Source organism: Caulobacter ginsengisoli, from assembly GCF_030814835.1.
Classification (GTDB): Bacteria; Pseudomonadota; Alphaproteobacteria; order Caulobacterales; family Caulobacteraceae; genus Caulobacter; species Caulobacter ginsengisoli.
Genome location: NZ_JAUSVS010000003.1, coordinates 293,043 through 309,446 on the forward strand (window position 1 = coordinate 293,043; position 16,404 = coordinate 309,446).

A 16,404-nucleotide genomic window follows, 5' to 3' on the forward strand; every position below is an offset into this window, starting at 1 on the left:
AGCGCTGTTCCGCAACGGAAATCTGCTATAGCGCCGACGAACGGGGCTCTTCCCGGGGAGTTACAAGCCACCCATGCCGCCTTCCGGTCTGGCCACGCGCGGTTCACGCGGTCTGCTGCGGCAGATTCGCGAAGCCATGGCCGGTGAGGTGCCCGCCCAGGCCAAGCTGGACGCGGTGGTGCGGATCATCGCCTTTTCGATGGTGGCCGAGGTCTGCTCGATCTATCTGCGGCGGGCGGGCGGCGAGATGGAGCTGTTCGCCACCGAGGGCCTGGCCCGCGAGGCGGTGCACGTCACCCGGCTGAAGACCGGCGAGGGCCTGGTCGGGGAGATCGTCCGCCAGGGCCGCCCCGTCGCTCTTTCCGACGCCCCCAGCCATCCGGCCTTCTCCTACCGCCCGGAAACCGGCGAAGACCCCTTCCACTCGTTCCTGGGCGTGCCGCTGCTGCGCGGCGGGCGGACCATCGGGGTGCTGGTGGTCCAGAACAAGACCGAGCGGGCCTACAGTGACGAGGAGGTCGAGGACCTGCAGATCGTCGCCATGGTGCTGGCCGAGCTGGTCGGGGCCGGCGGGCTGATCGGCAAGTCCGACTTCCAGGGCGTCGAGATCGCCCCCGACCGCCCCGAGCGGATGAAGGGGGCCAAGTTCGCCGACGGCATCGCCTATGGCGTGGCGGTGCTGCACGAGCCGCCGGTGGTGCCCGAGGAGATGTTCTCCGACGACGCCCTGGCCGAGGACGCCCGGCTGAAGACCGCCATCGAGGCGCTGCAGGCCCAGCTCAACCGCATGCTGGACGGTCAGCACGGCCTGGTCGGGGCCTCGTACGAGGTGCTCGACACCTACCGCATGTTCGCCCACGACCGGGGCTGGAACCGCAGCCTGGAAGAGGCGGTCAAGGCCGGCTTCACCGCCGAGGCGGCGGTCGAGAAGGTGCGCTCCGAGCACCGCGCCCGGCTGGGCCAGGCCCGCGATCCCTACCTGCGCGAGCGGCTGCACGACCTGGAAGACCTCAACGACCGGCTGCTGCGCCACCTGGCCGGCAACGTCCATGTCGCCCGCCAGCTGCCCGACAACGCCATCCTCATCGCCCGGAACCTGGGGCCGGCCGACCTGCTGGAATATGACCGCGCCAAGCTGAAGGGCATGCTGCTGGAGGAGGGCTCGCCCGCCAGCCATGCCGCCATCGTCGCCCGGGCCCTGGACATTCCCTGCGTGGGCCGCCTGGCGGGCCTGCGCGACAAGATCAATGAGGGCGACCCGGTCATCGTCGACGCCGAGACGGGCGAGGCCTTCCTTCGCCCGCGCGCCGACGTGGTCAAGGCGCTGAACACCCGCCTGGAGGTTCGCGCCCAGCGCAAGGCGGTGTTCGCCGGCCTGCGCGACACCCCCGCCTTCACCAAGGACGGCCACAAGGTCACCCTGCTGATGAACGCCGGCCTGGCGGTCGACCTGGACATCCTGGGCGAGACGGGCGCGGAGGGCATCGGCCTCTTCCGCACCGAGTTCCAGTTCATGGTCGCCGAGGAGATGCCGCGCCTGGAGGCCCAGACAGCCCTCTACCAGCGCGTCCTGGACGTGGCCGACGGCATGCCGGTGACCTTCCGCACCCTGGACCTGGGGGGCGACAAGCTGTTGCCCTACATGGAGCTGGAGCGGGAAGAGAACCCCGCCCTGGGCTGGCGGGCCGTGCGCATGGGCCTGGACCGGCCCGCCCTGCTGCGGTTGCAACTGCGGGCCCTGATCTGGGCCGCCAAGGGCCGTCCGCTGCGCATCATGTTCCCCCTGGTGGCCAGCGTGGACGAGTTCCGCGCCGCTAGAGCCTTCGTCGACGCCGAACTGGCCTGGGCCCAGCGCCGGGGCCGTCCGGCGCCCTCGCGGCTGGATGTCGGGGCGATGATCGAGGCGCCGTCGCTGCTGTGGCACCTGGACGCGCTGCTGCCGATGACCGACTTCGTCTCGGTCGGCACCAACGACCTGATGCAGTATCTGTTCGCCGCCGACCGGGGCAATCCGCGGGTGGCGGATCGCTACGACCCCCTTTCGCCGCCGGCCCTGCGGGCGCTGAAGCAGATCCAGGACGCCTGCGCCGAGACCGGCACCCCTGTCTCGGTCTGCGGGGAAATGGCCGGCCGGCCGCTGGAGGCCTTCGCCCTGGTGGCCCTGGGCTTCGACCGGCTGTCCATGCCGCCGACCGGCATCGGTCCGGTCAAGCAGATGGTGCTGAGCGTCGATCGCGAGGCCGCCAGGCGCGGCGTTCTGGCGCTCTTGAAAGGCGCGGCGGGGTCAGTCAGAAACGAAATCGAGACGTTGGCCCGGAAATTGTATGTAGCGGTGTGACGTTAACCGCCTGTCACGGATTAGCACATTGAATTCCGGACGTTATTCTGATATCCACAGCACCTTCGTTAACCGTTCCGCACGGGGCTCGCGCGACGCGAGAGTTGCAGGACGGCCGGTTCTCGCCGGAAGCGAATGTAAGGGGGCGTTTTGACATGCCGCTAGACTCCGGCGGGGTGACGCAGTTCTACCGGGCCCATGACGCTGATCCATCAGATCTGGCGATGAGCGGCGACGCACCCGACCTCTACTACGGTCCGGATGTGGGCGCGGCTCTGCGGGCCATCCGTGAATTCCAGGGCGTGTCTTTGCAGGACGTGGCCGACGCCACCCGCATTCGCCGCGCCTACCTGGCCGCCGTCGAGGACATGCGGCTGGACGAGCTGCCCTCGCGGCCGTTCGCCCTGGGCTATGTGAAGGCCTATGCCCGCCATCTGGGCGTCGATCCGGAAGCCGCCGTCGAACGCTACAAGCTGGACGCTCCCGACCACGAGGAAGGCCAGCTGCGGGCCCCGGTCGGGGTGCGCCGCGAGCGCGACCCGCGCATGGGCGCCATCATCGCCGGAGGCCTGCTGATCATCGCCGCCGTGGTGCTGTGGAACATCTCGCAGCGGACCATGAAGGCCGACGCCCCGCCGCCGGCCGCCGTGCCGGATTCAGCCCAACTGGCCGCCGCGCCGCCGCCTGCCAGCGGCGATGGCGGCGGCTTCGTCGTCGGCCAGCCGACCCCGCCGCCCGCTGAATCGACCACGCCCGAGCTCTACAAGACCCCCGGCCTCGAAAACGCCGCCGCCGCCGGTGGCTCTGCCGACGCCGGCGACGCCGCCGGCCGGGCTCAGGCCGCCGCGGCCGCTCAGGATCCGACGGCGCCCGAAGCCGTGGCCGATGTCGGCTCACCCTTCCAGGCCCAGGGCGCTGTTCTCGGCGCGCCGGCCGGCACGTCGAACGTTATCCTGCAGGCCCGCAAGAGCGGCCAGCTGGTGGTGCGCGGGGCCGACGGTACGCCCTACTTCGCCCGTCAGCTGACGGCGGGCCAGGCCTATCGCCTGCCGCAGCTCAAGGGCCTGACCGTCGAGGTCACCGACCCGACGCTGTTCAACGTCTATGTCAACGGCGCGCTCAAGGGCCGGCTGCCGGCCGCCCAGTCCAGCGCCGCCAGCCTGAGCAACTAATCCTCCCCTCGTCGAGGGGAGGTCGACTCTGAGCGCTCGGCGCGATGAGCGGGTGGGGAGTCCGTCAGTCGGGCAGCTCAACCACTTTGCGGGTTGATTACCGAAGGGGCTTGGGCCCCGACCCGGAACCGCCTATTTTGCGGCCATGTCCGGCGATCACACCCTAGTCCGTCCCTGGCGCCATATCGAACGGCGCAAGTCCCGTCAGATTCATGTCGGCGCGGTGCCGATCGGCGGGGACGCGCCCATCGCCGTCCAGTCGATGACCAACACCCTGACGGCCGACGCCCAGGCGACCATCAACCAGGTGCGCGAGCTGGAAGAGGCCGGGGCCGATATCGTGCGGGTCTCCTGCCCCGACGTGGAGTCGACCGCGGCCCTGAAGGCCATCGTCCAGGCCAGCAAGGTCCCGATCGTCGCCGACATCCACTTCCACTATAAGCGCGCCATCGAGGCCGCCCAGGCCGGCGCGGCCTGCCTGCGGATCAATCCGGGCAATATCGGTTCGGCCGACCGGGTGCGCGAAGTCATTCAGGCGGCCCGGGACCATGGCCTCTCCATGCGCATCGGGGTCAATGCCGGTTCGCTGGAGCGCGACCTGCTCGAGAAATACGGCGAGCCCTGCCCGGCGGCCATGGTCGAGAGCGCCCTCTCCCACGCCCGCATCCTGCAGGACCACGACTTCCACGAGTTCAAGATCAGCGTGAAGGCCTCGGACATCTTCATGACCGTGGCCGCCTATCAGGAGCTGGCCGAAGCCATCGACTGCCCGCTGCACCTGGGGATCACCGAGGCCGGCGCCCTGCGCACCGGCACGGTCAAGTCGGCCATCGGCATGGGCTCGCTGCTCTGGGCCGGCATCGGCGACACCATCCGGGTCAGCCTGGCCGCCGATCCGGTCGAGGAGATCAAGGTCGGCTTCGATATGCTCAAGTCCCTGGGCCTGCGGCACCGGGGGGTGAACATCATCGCCTGCCCGTCCTGCGCCCGGCAGGGGTTCAACGTCATCAAGACGGTGGAAGCCCTGGAGGAGCGGCTGGCCCATGTCGCCACCCCGCTGTCGCTGTCGATCATCGGCTGCGTGGTCAACGGTCCGGGCGAGGCGCTGATGACGGACCTCGGCTTCACCGGCGGCGGCAAGGGCTCGGGCATGGTCTACATGGCCGGCAAGCCGGACCACAAGATGGACAACGAGCGGATGATCGACCACATCGTCGAACTGGTCGAAGCCCGCGCCGCCGAGATCGAGGCCGAGCAGTCGGCGCTGGTGGCGGCGGAATAATCCAGTCTTTTCAAGCAATCGCTTGACTTCCAAACTCCAAGGTCCAGGCTTTTGGTCCTGGGGAATGGTTTTGGGGGTGATCCATGGCGGAGGGAGGCGGGGCGACAACAGCCCCCGCGGCATCCTTCAGTGATCTGCAGGTCGCCGCGCGGCTGGGCGGTGAGTTCTTCATCCGTGGCATCGAGATCGCCGCCAGGGCCCAGGGCGGGGACCTGCTGCGCGGCATCATCTTCACCGCCATCGCGGTGGCCAACAGCGAGCATCTGGGCGCGGGCGGCGAGACGTCGGGGGGGGCCACAGAGCCCCGGCCGGTCAGCGTGCTGGCCATCTCCAACTCGATCGGCGTGCCCTACGAAACCACCCGGCGCTATGTGAACATGATGGTCCGGGACGGCCAGTGCGTGCGCCACGGCCGGCGCGGCGTGGTGATTCCCGAGGAGGCCTTCCTCAAGCCGGGCATTCTGGCCGCCATGCAGGAAACCCTGGCCAGTTTTAACCGTCTGGCCTCGACGCTGCGCCGGCTGGACTACGCTCCGTCGGTCAGCCGACGCTAAAACCGCCATTCGCGGCGTTCTGTCGCGCCAAACTCCCCGATTTGGGTTTTTTGCGGCATGGCCTAAACCCCGCCCACCCCAGCAAATTCGCGCCTCGGGCGTTTGAGAGTCGTTGGGGGCGGGATCGGGTTGCGGGAAGACGTCAAACACCGGTGGGCGGAGCGTCACAGCTTCGATTTCGTGCTGAGGCTCATGCAGACGGTGGCGGCCAACCATGGCGGCGACTTTGTCCGGGCGATCATCGTCATGACCATCATGCAGGCCAATGTGCAGCATCTTGGCCGTGACCCCTCCAGGATCGATGGTGACGGCGCCGTGCCGGATGAGCGGATGCGGCCGATTTCGGCCCTGGCCATCGCCAATTCGCTGGGCGTGCCGCGCGAGACGGTGCGGCGCCATATCCACCGGCTGGCCGAGGCGGGCATCTGCCGGCGGGTGACCGGCGGCTACATCATTCCCGAGGCGGTGCTGACCCGGCCCGAGCAGCAGGCGCAGCTGATCGAAACCTTCCAGCATCTGCGCACCTTCGTGGGCGCCCTGCGGCGCACCGAGGTGCTGGAAGCCTGAAGAGGGTGTGGGCCTGAAGAGGAAGTCGTCTCCCCCGGCGAAAAGGGGGGGGTGGCCGGGGGAGACGTTCGACCCGCGTCGTAGGCGGAGCGCGGGTGCGAATTCTTCGATCCCCAGAATAGGTCATCGCTGACTCTCTTCGTGGGGGAGTGTCCCCAAATTGGGGAATGTAACGTCGACCGTCAATCCCTATACGTCAGGGGAACGACATATTAGTGGCCGTGGCCCTCGGGTTCCGCCGCCTTGGCCCGCGGCGGGCTCTGGCCGCGCTCGGCCCAGCGCACCTGCTCATAGCCCTGGTCGGCGATCTGCCAGACCAGGTTCATGTAGCGCCGCGCCCGCTCGGGATCGCCCAGCGGCGCCATGTCCAGGTCGCCCGGATCCAGCCGGATGGGACCCGCGGCTTTTTCCACCGACGCCAGCAGGCGGCCCTTTTCGCGCAGGGCCTTGATACGCTTGAGCAACCCAAGATCGGCTGAGACCGGCGTGGCCGAGGCGCCCGAGAAATTGAAGCAGCCCGACGGGGCTTCCTTGCGGCTGGACCGGGCATCCTGGCCGTCCAGGCCCTGAAGGAGAAGCAGCAGCAGGGCGTGGCAGTCGGCGATGATGCCGGCCGGGATACGGTTCTCCTGCACGGCGTGCCAGACGTCCTTGAAGCGGTGGCGAAACTCGTCGGGGACCGCGTCGCTGAACTCCGGCGGCGGCTCGGTTTTATGTTCGTCGTGGCCGTGCTTGCCGTGCTCGTCCTTGACCAGGCCACAGACCCGGCAGCAGACCATGAAGCCGCCGCCCATCGGCCAGGGCTGCAGGATGGTCGGGGTGGAGCCCGAGCAGCCGCAATGGCCATGCTGCGCCTGCGGCCAGGCCGGCGCCGGGGTCAGATAGGCGACCATGGGCGGCTGGGGCTGCGGGGCCGGGGTGTGACCGGAACCGTGCCCGGAGCCATGATTGTCGTCGTGCGGCGGATGCGGATCGCTCATGCCCCGCCACCCATCGGCGGCGCGACACACTGCGCCAAAGCTGATCCCCGCACCCACATAGGGTTAACGAGCCTCATTCCGAGGTTTTTGGCAAGAGGATTGGCGTGGGAGGCGAGGCCCTGTAGAGCAGGCGCCCAACCCGCAGCTTTTCCGCCACAGGACCGTTCGTGAGACTGCCCCAGGCCCGCCTCGACCAGGTGATGGACCGCTTCCGCGAAGTGGAGGCGCGCATGGGCGCGGCCGCCGACGGGGCCGAGATCGTCCGGCTGTCCAAGGAGCATGCCGAGATCAAGCCGGTGGCCGACGCGGTCGCCGCCCTGCAGCGGGCCCAGGACGAGCAGGCGGACCTGGAGGCCATGGCGGCCGACCCCGATCCCGAAATCTCCGAACTGGCGCGCGACGAACTGGAGCGGCTGCAGGAAAAGCTGCCCCGGCTGCAGCGGGAGGTGGCCCTGCTGCTGGCGCCCCGCGACCAGGATGAGAACGCCTCGGCCATCCTGGAAGTGCGCGCCGGCACCGGCGGCGACGAGGCGGCCCTGTTCGCGGGCGATCTCTTCCGCATGTACCAGCGCTACGCCCAGAACCACGGCTGGCGGGTCGAGATCGACAGCGTCTCCGAGGGCGACGCCGGCGGCTACAAGGAAATCATCGCCTCGATCACCGGCGACGGGGTGTTCGGCCGGCTGAAGTTCGAAAGCGGCGTCCACCGCGTCCAGCGGGTGCCCGACACCGAGGCGCAAGGGCGCATCCACACCTCGGCGGCGACCGTGGCCGTGCTGCCCGAGGTCGAGGATGTCGAGATCGAGATCAACGACAACGACATCCGCATCGACACCTACCGCTCCAGCGGCGCGGGCGGCCAGCACGTCAACAAGACCGACTCGGCCGTGCGCATCACCCACCTGCCTACCGGCATCGTGGTGACCTCGTCGGAGAAGTCGCAGCACCAGAACCGGGCGCGGGCCATGAAGGTGCTCAAGGCCCGCCTCTACGAGCAGAAGCGCGAGGCGCTCGACAGCGCCCGGGCCGAGGACCGCAAGAGCCAGGTCGGCTCGGGCGACCGCTCCGAGCGCATCCGCACCTACAACTATCCGCAAGGGCGGGTGACCGACCACCGCATCAACCTGACCCTCTACAACCTGCCCAAGATCGTGGCGGGCGAGGACCTGGATGACGTCATCAACCCGCTGATCGCCGAGGACCAGGCGGCGCGGCTGGCGACGCTGGAAGACAGCTTCTAGCTCTGAAGAACCCTTCCTCCTCGATGGAGGAAGGGCAGGGTTGGTGGTGTGCGCTCGGAGCCCGGGCGAAAAGCTCAGGGTGGCGACCACGCCTCCCCGCGTTCTTCCGGAAACGCTGTGCCACCACCACCATCCCCGCCCTTCCTCCATCGAGGAGGAAGGGAGACCGTGGGAGGATCTCGGTTCCTGGGGTTGATAAGCTACTGTCTCTCCGGCAGTCAGGCGTCATGCAAGGCCGCATCACCGCCCTCTACCGCTATCCGATCAAGGGCTTCACCCCGGAGCCGGTCGCGGCGGCGCGGCTGGAGGTCGGCGGCTGTTTCCCCGCCGACCGGCTCTACGCGGTCGAGGACGGCCCGTCGGGCTTCGACATGGACGCCCCGGCCTATGTGCCGAAGATGAAATACACGGTGCTGGCCAAGCTCGAGCAGGTGGCCAGGGCCCGCACCGCCTATGATGAAACCACGGGCGTCCTGCGGGCCGGCGCTATTGGCCATCCGGACATCGAGGCCAATCTCACCAACGACGACGGCCGCGCCGCCTTCGCGGCCTGGCTGACCGGGGTGCTGGGAGACGCCGCCACGGGCCCGCTGAAGGTGCTGCTGGCCCCCGGCCATCGTTTCCTGGACCATCCGCGCGGCCATGTGTCGGCAGTCAACCTGGCCAGCGTGCGCGAACTGTCGGCCAAGGTGGGATACGAACTCGATCCCCTGCGTTTCCGCGCCAACCTCTATGTCGAGGGCTGGCCGGCCTGGGCCGAGATGGCCTGGACCGGGGCCGCCCTGCGGCTTGGCGAAGCGACGACCACCGTGTTCAAGCCGATCATCCGCTGCGCGGCCATCGACGTCGATCCGACCACAGCGGTGCGGGGCGAAGAGCTGGTCAAGGCGCTGTGGGAGCATTACGGCCACGCCTTCTGCGGCCTCTATCTGCACGTCACCGGGTCGGGACGGGTGGCGTCGGGCGATACGGCCACCCTGGTCGTCCAGCCGGAGCCGGCCGCATGACCGAGACCCCCAATGACTGAGACTCTCGTTCAGGCCTGGAAGTCCTCGCGCGCCAAACTGGAGGCGGCCGGCGTCGACCAGCCGGTGATCGACGCCCGGCTGATGCTGGAAGCGGCGGCCGGGGTCAGCCGCATGGACATCCTGACCGACCCGCAGCGGGCGCTGACCGACGAGCAGCAGGCAACCCTGGACAGCTACCTGGACCGCCGCGCCAAACGGGAACCCATCAGCCACATCCTGGGCCGCAAGGGCTTCTGGAAGATCATGATCACCGTGACGCCCCAGGTGCTGACGCCCCGGGCCGACACCGAGACCGTGGTCGAGACCGTGCTGTCGCAATTCCCGGAAGCCATGAAGTTCACGATGCTCGACCTGGGCGTCGGCTCGGGCGCCATCCTGCTGGCCATCCTGGCCGAGCGGCCGGCCGCCAAGGGGCTGGGGGTCGATATTTCCGAGGAGGCCCTGGCCGTGGCGCGCGAGAACGCCGCCAACCTGGACCTGGCCGGCCGGGTCAGCCTGCTGCGCGGCGACTGGACGGCGGGCCTGCATGATGCCCAGTTCGACCTGGTCACCGCCAACCCGCCCTACATCCCCTCCCAGGACATCGAGACCCTCGATCCGGAGGTCCGCGACCATGAGCCGCGCCTGGCCCTGGACGGCGGCCCCGACGGGCTGGACGCCTACCGGATCCTCGCGCCGGAGATTCTGCGGGTGCTCAAACCCGGCGGTCTCTTCGTTGTGGAGATCGGTTTTGACCAATCCCTGGCCGTCGAGGCGCTGTTCAAGGCCGCCGGCGCGCACGACGTGAAGACCAAAAAGGACCTCTCCGACCGCCATCGCGTGGTCACCGGTTTCAAAAACCCCTTGGAAACCTGAGGGTCATTCGCTACATCTGATCTGGTCTCCACCCTAATCGCCGTATCGACCAAACACCGAGCGGCGGGCGCGCGGGCCCTGATCAGGGTCCGAAACCACGGCAAAGCCACGGGGCGCCGAAGGCGGGGACCAAGGAACCAAGCGTCTTTTTTAATCACGACCAGCGGGCCCAGGCCCGATCAGTCTCTAAAGCCTAGCCGGTCAGAGCGCACGAAGCGCCGTTCCCGGCGAGCAGGGGTACGATGAGAGATTTCAAGGGTATGAAGCGTCAGCGCGGCCGCAATCGCGGCGGCGGCGGCAACAAACCTCAACAACACAACGCCAACCGCGCCTTCGACTCGAACGGACCCGAAGGGGTCAAGGTTCGCGGCGCGGCCCAGGGCGTCTTCGAGAAATACCAGCAGCTGGCCAGGGACGCCGCCCAGGGTGGCGACCGGGTGCTGGCCGAGAATCACCTGCAGCACGCCGAGCACTATTTCCGCGTCCTGCGGGCCATGCAGCCGGCCCGTCCGGTCACCGATTTCATCGGCCGCGAGGCGACCAGCGGCTTCGACATCGACTTCGAGGCCGAGCCCGAGGAAGTCGAAGCGACCGAGCCGGAAGCCGCCGCCGAGTCCGAGGGCGAGGATCGCCAACGCGACGATCGCCAGCAGGGCGACCGGCCCCGTTTCGACCGCCAGCGCGACGACCGTCCGCGCGACGGCCAGCAACAGCAGGGTGACCGCCCGCAACGGGACCGGTTCGAAGGCCAGGGCCAAGGTCAAGGCCAGGGCCGCCGCGACCGCTGGCGCGAGCGGGATGACCGCCAGCGCGACGAGCGTCCGGCCTCGGAAGCCCGCGATGATCGTCCCCGGGAAGACCGCCCGCGCGACGAGCGTCCCCGTGACGATCGGCCTCGCGAAGACCGTCCGCAACGTGAAGGCCGCCGCTTCGACCGGGGCGACCGTCCCGAGCGGGGCGATCCCCTGGCCGTCGTCGAGCCCCAGGCCACCCCGCTGACCGCCGAAGCGCCGGCGGAAGGCTCGCCGCGCCTGCGCGGCCAGGACGGCGCGGTCAGCGAACTGCCGGCCTTCCTGGGCCGCTCCTCGGCCCCAGCCTCCGTTTCTGCCGAGGCGGAAGTCCCGGCCGCCGAGGCGGCTCCCAAGCCGCGCCGTCGCCGCGCCCCCCGCACCGAGGGCCCGGCCGAGACCGAGGACGCGTAAGGCTCCCTCATCTCCCGAGTTCCCTGGCGAAGGCCAGGGCCCAAACGGAGCCTGACGACCTGACCCCCGCTTAGACCCTGGCCTTCGCCAGGGAACCCGGGAGGGGGTTAGGGTCGCGTACTATCCGCCATGTCGGCCGCCGTCTGGAACGCCTTCACCAGGGCCGCGACGCAGCAGGCGTTGAGGAAGTGATCGCCGCCGGGCACGCCGACGAACTGCGTCGGACCCAGCGGATGACCCTTGTCGGCCAGCGCCTGGGCCGCCGCCGGCGGCACGAAATCGTCGCTCAGCCCCTGAACCACCACCAGCGGCATGGTCAGGCCCGCCAGGGCCGTGCGGGCGGCCGGGAGTTGGGCGCGCTGGCCCCGCACCTCGGTTAGGCTGTTTTTCAGATCCCGCCCCAGCAACGGCCGGACCACCCCGCCGAGCCCGGTCAGCCGTCGCGCCTGCCGGCCGCGGTCGCCGAAGAAGGGGCTGACCAGCACCAGGGCCTGGACCTTGTCCGGATGTCGCGCGGCCATCAGGGCGGCGATGGGGGCGCCATAGGACTGGCCGACCAGCATGATCCTCTGTCCCGGCTCGGCGTCGAGCAGCGGGGCCATGGCGTCGGCCTGGTCGCTGATCGATCCCACCGCCTCGGCCGGCTCGCTGGCCGCGAAGCCCGGCCGGTCCACCGCGATCATGCTGTAGCCGTCTGGCATGGCCGCCAGGGTCGGGGCCCAGAAGTCGGCCCAGGACGGGGTGCCGGTGATCACCACCACCTTCCAGGGCGCGCTGCGGGGCGTCTCCAGCGCCGCCAGCTTCCAGGGATGGCCGCCGGCCTGGAAGCTGGTCCAGCGCATGACGCCGGCCGGATAGTCGCGTGGGGTCGGGAAGCGCTCGGGCGGATGGCTGGCGCAGCCGGCGAGAACCAGAAGTGCGGCGAGGATCAGGGCGGGACGGCGCATGCCTCCAGCATAGACCGGCGGCGGCGACAGGCGAGTGAAGCCTTGGTCATGAAGCTCGGGTCATGAAGCCGGCGCGGCCGGCGCCGTATCGTCACCCTGACCGCCCGCCTGGTCGGCCAGGCCGTCGGCCCCGCCGCCCTTGCCGAAGAAGCTGCCGGCCCGCTGCGACAGCCAGAAGGCCACCCGGTCGGAGAACATCCCCGCCAGCACCCCGATCGCGCAAAAGGCCATGACGTTGGTCGAGCTGACGTCCATGGTCCCGCCGCTGCCCAGCACCGCCGAGCCCGAGCCCAGCACCAGATAGACGCAGATAGAGATCAGCCCGCCGACCACCACCCGGGCGAAGAAGCCCTCGGTGCGGGTGAAACCCTCGCTGTTGTTGGGATAGACCATGATGATCAGGGCCACGAGCAGGGCCCCGAACATCCCCGAGGTCAGGGCCAGCCAGAGCTGGACGACAAACGGCAGGAAGGACTCGATATTGGCGTTGAGCAGGTACCAGGAGCCATCCAGGGCCCGGGTCTCGGCGAAGGCCTGCTCGACATCGTTGACCTTGGGATCGGCCAGCTGGGTGTTGATGCTGGCCATTCGCTTGCTGAGCTGGTCGACCAGGGCCTGCTTGGCGTCAACATTCTGTTTCTGCAGCCGCCAGGTCTCCACCAGGGTGGGGAAGGCCGGTACGCGGGCCTGCATCTGGTCGATCTGGGTGTTCAACTGCGGTTTCAGCGTCGGGGAAGAGCAGTCCGAAACGATGCGGTAGAGTTCAATCGGCCGGGTGTTGCTGTCCGCGTCGAAGGCGCAGTCCGACGCCGACAGGCGGTTGGCCAGATCCTGCACTTCCTGCCAGCGCGGCTCGTACAGATTATCCTGGGTGACGAACTGCGCCCGCTCGGCGTCCGCGGCGGCGTCGGCCTTCTTCCACTGATCGCTGGCTTCCTGGAGATTGCGCCTCAGGGCCTCGGCGGCGCGGTAGCGGAACATGGCCTGGCCATAGCTGAGGTTCTCACCGTCGACGCCGTCGGCCAGGGACCCCACCACATGCTGCTGGGCGTTGGCGATGATCAGCACCACCAGGAACAGATAGACGATCACCGCCCCGAACAGTGTCCGCAGCGCGAACACCGCCGCCGGCCGCTTCATGGTGTCGGTGATGGCCATGGCCCAAGCTCCCCAGCTGCCCTGTGGCAACCATAGGTCGCCGGGCGGGGGACGCAAGCGGTTGGGGTGATGTCAGTCGCTGTCCATCTTCAGCGCCGCGATGAAGGCTTCCTGCGGGATCTCCACCTTGCCGAACTGGCGCATCCGCTTCTTGCCGGCCTTCTGCTTGTCCAGAAGCTTGCGCTTGCGGCTGGCGTCGCCGCCGTAGCATTTGGCGGTCACGTCCTTGCGCAGGGCCCGCACGGTCTCGCGCGCCACGATCCGACCGCCGATGGCCGCCTGGATCGGGATCTGGAACATGTGGGGCGGGATCAGCTCCTTCATCTTCTCGACCATCGAGCGGCCCCGGCCCTCGGCGCGGTCGCGGTGGACCAGCATGGAGAGCGCGTCGACCGGCTCGGCGTTGACCAGGATCGACATCTTGACCAGGTCGCCGACCCGGTAGCCTTCGATCTGGTAGTCGAAGCTGGCATAGCCCTTGGAGATGGATTTCAGCCGGTCATAGAAGTCGAACACCACCTCGTTGAGCGGCAGGTCGTAGATCAGCATGGCCCGGTTGCCGACGTAACTCAGCTCACGCTGCGAGCCGCGGCGGTCCTGGCAGAGCTTCAGAACGCTGCCCAGATACTCGTCCGGGGTCAGGATGGTGGCCTTGATCCAGGGCTCGGAGATGGTGTCGATCTTGACCGGATCGGGCAGGTCGGCCGGGTTGTGCAGGTCGATGGCGTCGCCGTTGGTCAGGCCGATCTTGTAGACCACGCTGGGGGCGGTCGCGATCAGGTCCAGGTCGAACTCGCGCGACAGCCGCTCCTGGATGATCTCCAGGTGCAGCAGGCCCAGGAACCCGCAGCGGAAGCCGAAACCGAGCGCGGCGCTGGTCTCCATCTCGTAGGTGAAGCTGGCGTCGTTGAGGCGCAGCCGGCCGATGGCGGCCCGCAGGTCCTCGAAATCGGCGGCGTCGACCGGGAACAGGCCGCAGAACACCACCGGCTGCACTTCCCGGAACCCGGTCAGGGCCTGGGCGGTGGGGTTGCGCTCGTCGGTGATGGTGTCGCCCACGGCGGCGTCGGCCACCTGCTTGATCTGGGCGGTGATGAAGCCGATCTCGCCCGGGCCCAGCATCTCGACCGGGGTGTTCTTGGGCAGGAAGACGCCGATGCGGTCGATCTGATAATGCGCCCCGGCATTCATCATCTGGACCTTCTGGCCGACCTTGATCGAGCCGTCGATCACCCGCACCAGCACCACCACGCCCAGATAGGCGTCGTACCAGGCGTCGACCAACAGGGCCTTGAGCGGGGCCTTGATGTCGCCCTTGGGCGGCGGCAGGCGCTTGACCACGGCCTCCAGCACCTCGCGGATGCCCTCGCCGGTTTTGGCGCTGCACAGCACCGCCTCGGAGGCGTCGATGCCGATGACGTCCTCGATCTGCTCGCGCACCCGCTCGGGCTCGGCGGCCGGCAGGTCGATCTTGTTGAGGACCGGGACGATCTCGTGGTTGTTGTCGATGGCCTGGTAGACGTTGGCCAGGGTCTGGGCTTCCACGCCCTGGGAGGAATCGACCACCAGGATCGAGCCCTCGCAGGCGGCCAGGCTGCGGCTGACTTCGTAGGCGAAGTCGACGTGGCCGGGGGTGTCCATCAGGTTCAGGACGTAATCCAGCCCATCGTCGGCCCGGTAGTTGAGGCGAACGGTCTGGGCCTTGATGGTGATGCCCCGTTCGCGCTCGATATCCATGTTGTCCAGCACCTGCTCCTTCATCTCACGCGCGGTGAGGCCGCCGGTCTCCTGGATCAGGCGGTCGGACAGGGTGGATTTGCCGTGGTCGATATGGGCCACGATGGAGAAGTTGCGGATGCGGTCCAGCGGTGTCGAACTCATGGGCGCCGTCTAGCACACCTTGAGGGCGTCGCGAGCCTTAGGCTGCGCTACAGCCCCGCAGGCCCCCATTTTTGGGCTGCTCGCGGCGTTAGGACACAGTAGGCTCCGGCCAAATCGGGTTTTCAGGGCTGCCTCCCATGCGCTTCGCCAGACTGAGCTTCGCCGCGCTCGCCGCTTCCCTGGCCCTGGCCGCCGCGCCAGCGGCGATGGCCGACCAGACCGCCGACTTCAAGAAGGGCCTGGCCGCCTACGATGCGGGCGACTTCCGTGGGGCGGCCAACATCTTCACGTCCATCATCCAGGCCAATCCCAAGGAGTGGGCGGCCTGGGTGGATCGCGGCAACGCCTACTATGCGCTCAAGGAATGGGACAAGGCGGCCTCGGACTACAAACAGGCGCTGTCGATCAAGGCCGACTACGACACCTGGGTGTCGCTGGGAAACACCCTGGACAACGACGGCGACTATCCCGCCGCGGTCAACGCCTACCGCGCCGCCATCGCCATGGACGGCCGCAAGGCCAGCGCCTGGATCGAGCTGGGGGTGGCCCAGGCCGGGCAGAAGAACCTGACCGAGGCGCTCAAATCCTATGAAAACGCCGCGCGGCTGGAGCCCAAGAACGGCCGGGCGCAGCGGCAGCTGGGCGATGCCTACTACGGCCTGGAACGCTTCCAGGACGCCATCGCCCCGTTCGAAAAGGCCGAGAAGCTGCTGCCGGACGACATCATCCCGCCGCGCCGGCTGGGCGACATCTACCAGGAGCTCAAGCAGAACGAGCTGTCCGCCGCCGCCTATGACCGGGCCCTGGCCATCGACGCCAACGATTTCCAGGCCCTGATGAACAAGGGCAACCTCTACTACAACGAAGGGGACTACGGCACGGCCCTGGCCCTCTACCGCCGAGGCGTCAAAGCCGATTCCAGCAATGCCTGGGCCCAGTCCTATCTGGGCGACGCCTATTACAACACCGGCGCCTTCAGCCAGGCGCGGCTGGCCTATGACGCGGCCCTGGCCATCGACAGCCAGCACGCCGACGCCCTCAAGGGCGGGGCCAGGGTGCGGCTGCAGCTGGGCGACAAGGCCGGGGCCCGCGCGATGATCGAGCGGCTGCGCAAGATCGACGCCAAGGCGGCCGATGCGCTGGGCAAGGAACTGTTTCCGTAAGGCCGGCGGCCCCACAGGGTTAATCGCGCGTTAAGG

General features: G+C 68.6%; 14 protein-coding genes. 10 read left to right on the forward strand and 4 right to left on the reverse strand.

Features of this window, described 5'->3' with window-relative positions; all coding sequences use genetic code 11:
* Positions 1–73 precede the first annotated feature (73 nt).
* The 5 genes from ptsP (at position 74) to QO010_RS11230 (ending at position 5,913) form a co-directional block, all read left to right on the forward strand.
* Positions 74–2,338: a phosphoenolpyruvate--protein phosphotransferase gene (gene ptsP / locus QO010_RS11210; protein ID WP_307349160.1), complete on the forward strand. Its 2,265-nt coding sequence runs from the start codon at positions 74–76 to the stop codon at positions 2,336–2,338.
* A gap of 155 nt (positions 2,339–2,493) precedes the next feature.
* Entirely contained in the window at positions 2,494–3,510 is a 1,017-nt protein-coding gene (locus QO010_RS11215; protein WP_307349162.1) for a helix-turn-helix domain-containing protein, read from the forward strand.
* A gap of 145 nt (positions 3,511–3,655) precedes the next feature.
* Positions 3,656–4,792 (forward strand): flavodoxin-dependent (E)-4-hydroxy-3-methylbut-2-enyl-diphosphate synthase, encoded by a 1,137-nt coding sequence (gene ispG, locus QO010_RS11220; RefSeq protein WP_307349164.1) that lies wholly within the window; start codon positions 3,656–3,658, stop codon positions 4,790–4,792.
* An 83-nt stretch (positions 4,793–4,875) separates the two neighbouring features.
* Complete coding sequence (locus QO010_RS11225; RefSeq protein ID WP_307349166.1) at positions 4,876–5,346, forward strand: hypothetical protein; 471 nt, start codon at positions 4,876–4,878, stop codon at positions 5,344–5,346.
* A 129-nt stretch (positions 5,347–5,475) separates the two neighbouring features.
* The gene (locus QO010_RS11230; RefSeq protein ID WP_307349168.1) at positions 5,476–5,913 is read left to right on the forward strand and encodes a helix-turn-helix domain-containing protein; all 438 of its coding nucleotides are present in this window, start codon (positions 5,476–5,478) and stop codon (positions 5,911–5,913) included.
* Positions 5,914–6,125: 212 nt separating this feature from the next.
* Here QO010_RS11230 and QO010_RS11235 read toward each other — a convergent pair whose 3' ends face one another.
* Positions 6,126–6,893: a hypothetical protein gene (locus QO010_RS11235; RefSeq protein ID WP_307349170.1), complete on the reverse strand. Its 768-nt coding sequence runs from the start codon at positions 6,891–6,893 to the stop codon at positions 6,126–6,128.
* A 167-nt stretch (positions 6,894–7,060) separates the two neighbouring features.
* Here QO010_RS11235 and prfA point away from each other — a divergent pair, with 167 nt between their 5' ends.
* The 4 genes from prfA (at position 7,061) to QO010_RS11255 (ending at position 11,219) form a co-directional block, all read left to right on the forward strand.
* Positions 7,061–8,134 (forward strand): peptide chain release factor 1, encoded by a 1,074-nt coding sequence (prfA, locus tag QO010_RS11240; protein ID WP_307349172.1) that lies wholly within the window; start codon positions 7,061–7,063, stop codon positions 8,132–8,134.
* Positions 8,135–8,361: 227 nt separating this feature from the next.
* Positions 8,362–9,141 carry an MOSC domain-containing protein gene (locus QO010_RS11245; protein ID WP_307349174.1) on the forward strand — a complete coding sequence of 260 codons (780 nt, stop codon included), beginning with the start codon at positions 8,362–8,364 and terminating at the stop codon, positions 9,139–9,141.
* A gap of 12 nt (positions 9,142–9,153) precedes the next feature.
* The gene (prmC, locus tag QO010_RS11250) at positions 9,154–10,017 is read left to right on the forward strand and encodes a peptide chain release factor N(5)-glutamine methyltransferase (RefSeq protein ID WP_307349176.1); all 864 of its coding nucleotides are present in this window, start codon (positions 9,154–9,156) and stop codon (positions 10,015–10,017) included.
* A gap of 242 nt (positions 10,018–10,259) precedes the next feature.
* Complete coding sequence (locus QO010_RS11255) at positions 10,260–11,219, forward strand: DUF4167 domain-containing protein (protein WP_307349178.1); 960 nt, start codon at positions 10,260–10,262, stop codon at positions 11,217–11,219.
* A gap of 107 nt (positions 11,220–11,326) precedes the next feature.
* On the opposite strand, the gene QO010_RS11260 is transcribed toward QO010_RS11255, so the two are convergent.
* The 3 genes from QO010_RS11260 to lepA all read right to left on the reverse strand — a co-directional run bounded on the left by QO010_RS11260 (position 11,327) and on the right by lepA (position 15,205).
* Complete coding sequence (locus QO010_RS11260; protein ID WP_307349179.1) at positions 11,327–12,166, reverse strand: alpha/beta fold hydrolase; 840 nt, start codon at positions 12,164–12,166, stop codon at positions 11,327–11,329.
* 60 nt (positions 12,167–12,226) lie between these two features.
* Positions 12,227–13,324 (reverse strand): hypothetical protein, encoded by a 1,098-nt coding sequence (locus tag QO010_RS11265; protein ID WP_307349180.1) that lies wholly within the window; start codon positions 13,322–13,324, stop codon positions 12,227–12,229.
* Positions 13,325–13,396: 72 nt separating this feature from the next.
* Positions 13,397–15,205 carry a translation elongation factor 4 gene (gene lepA / locus QO010_RS11270; RefSeq protein WP_307349182.1) on the reverse strand — a complete coding sequence of 603 codons (1,809 nt, stop codon included), beginning with the start codon at positions 15,203–15,205 and terminating at the stop codon, positions 13,397–13,399.
* Between the two features lie 137 nt (positions 15,206–15,342).
* On the opposite strand from lepA, the gene QO010_RS11275 reads away from it, so the two are divergent.
* Positions 15,343–16,368, forward strand: coding sequence for a tetratricopeptide repeat protein (locus QO010_RS11275; protein ID WP_307349183.1), 1,026 nt, complete (start codon positions 15,343–15,345; stop codon positions 16,366–16,368).
* Positions 16,369–16,404 lie beyond the last annotated feature (36 nt).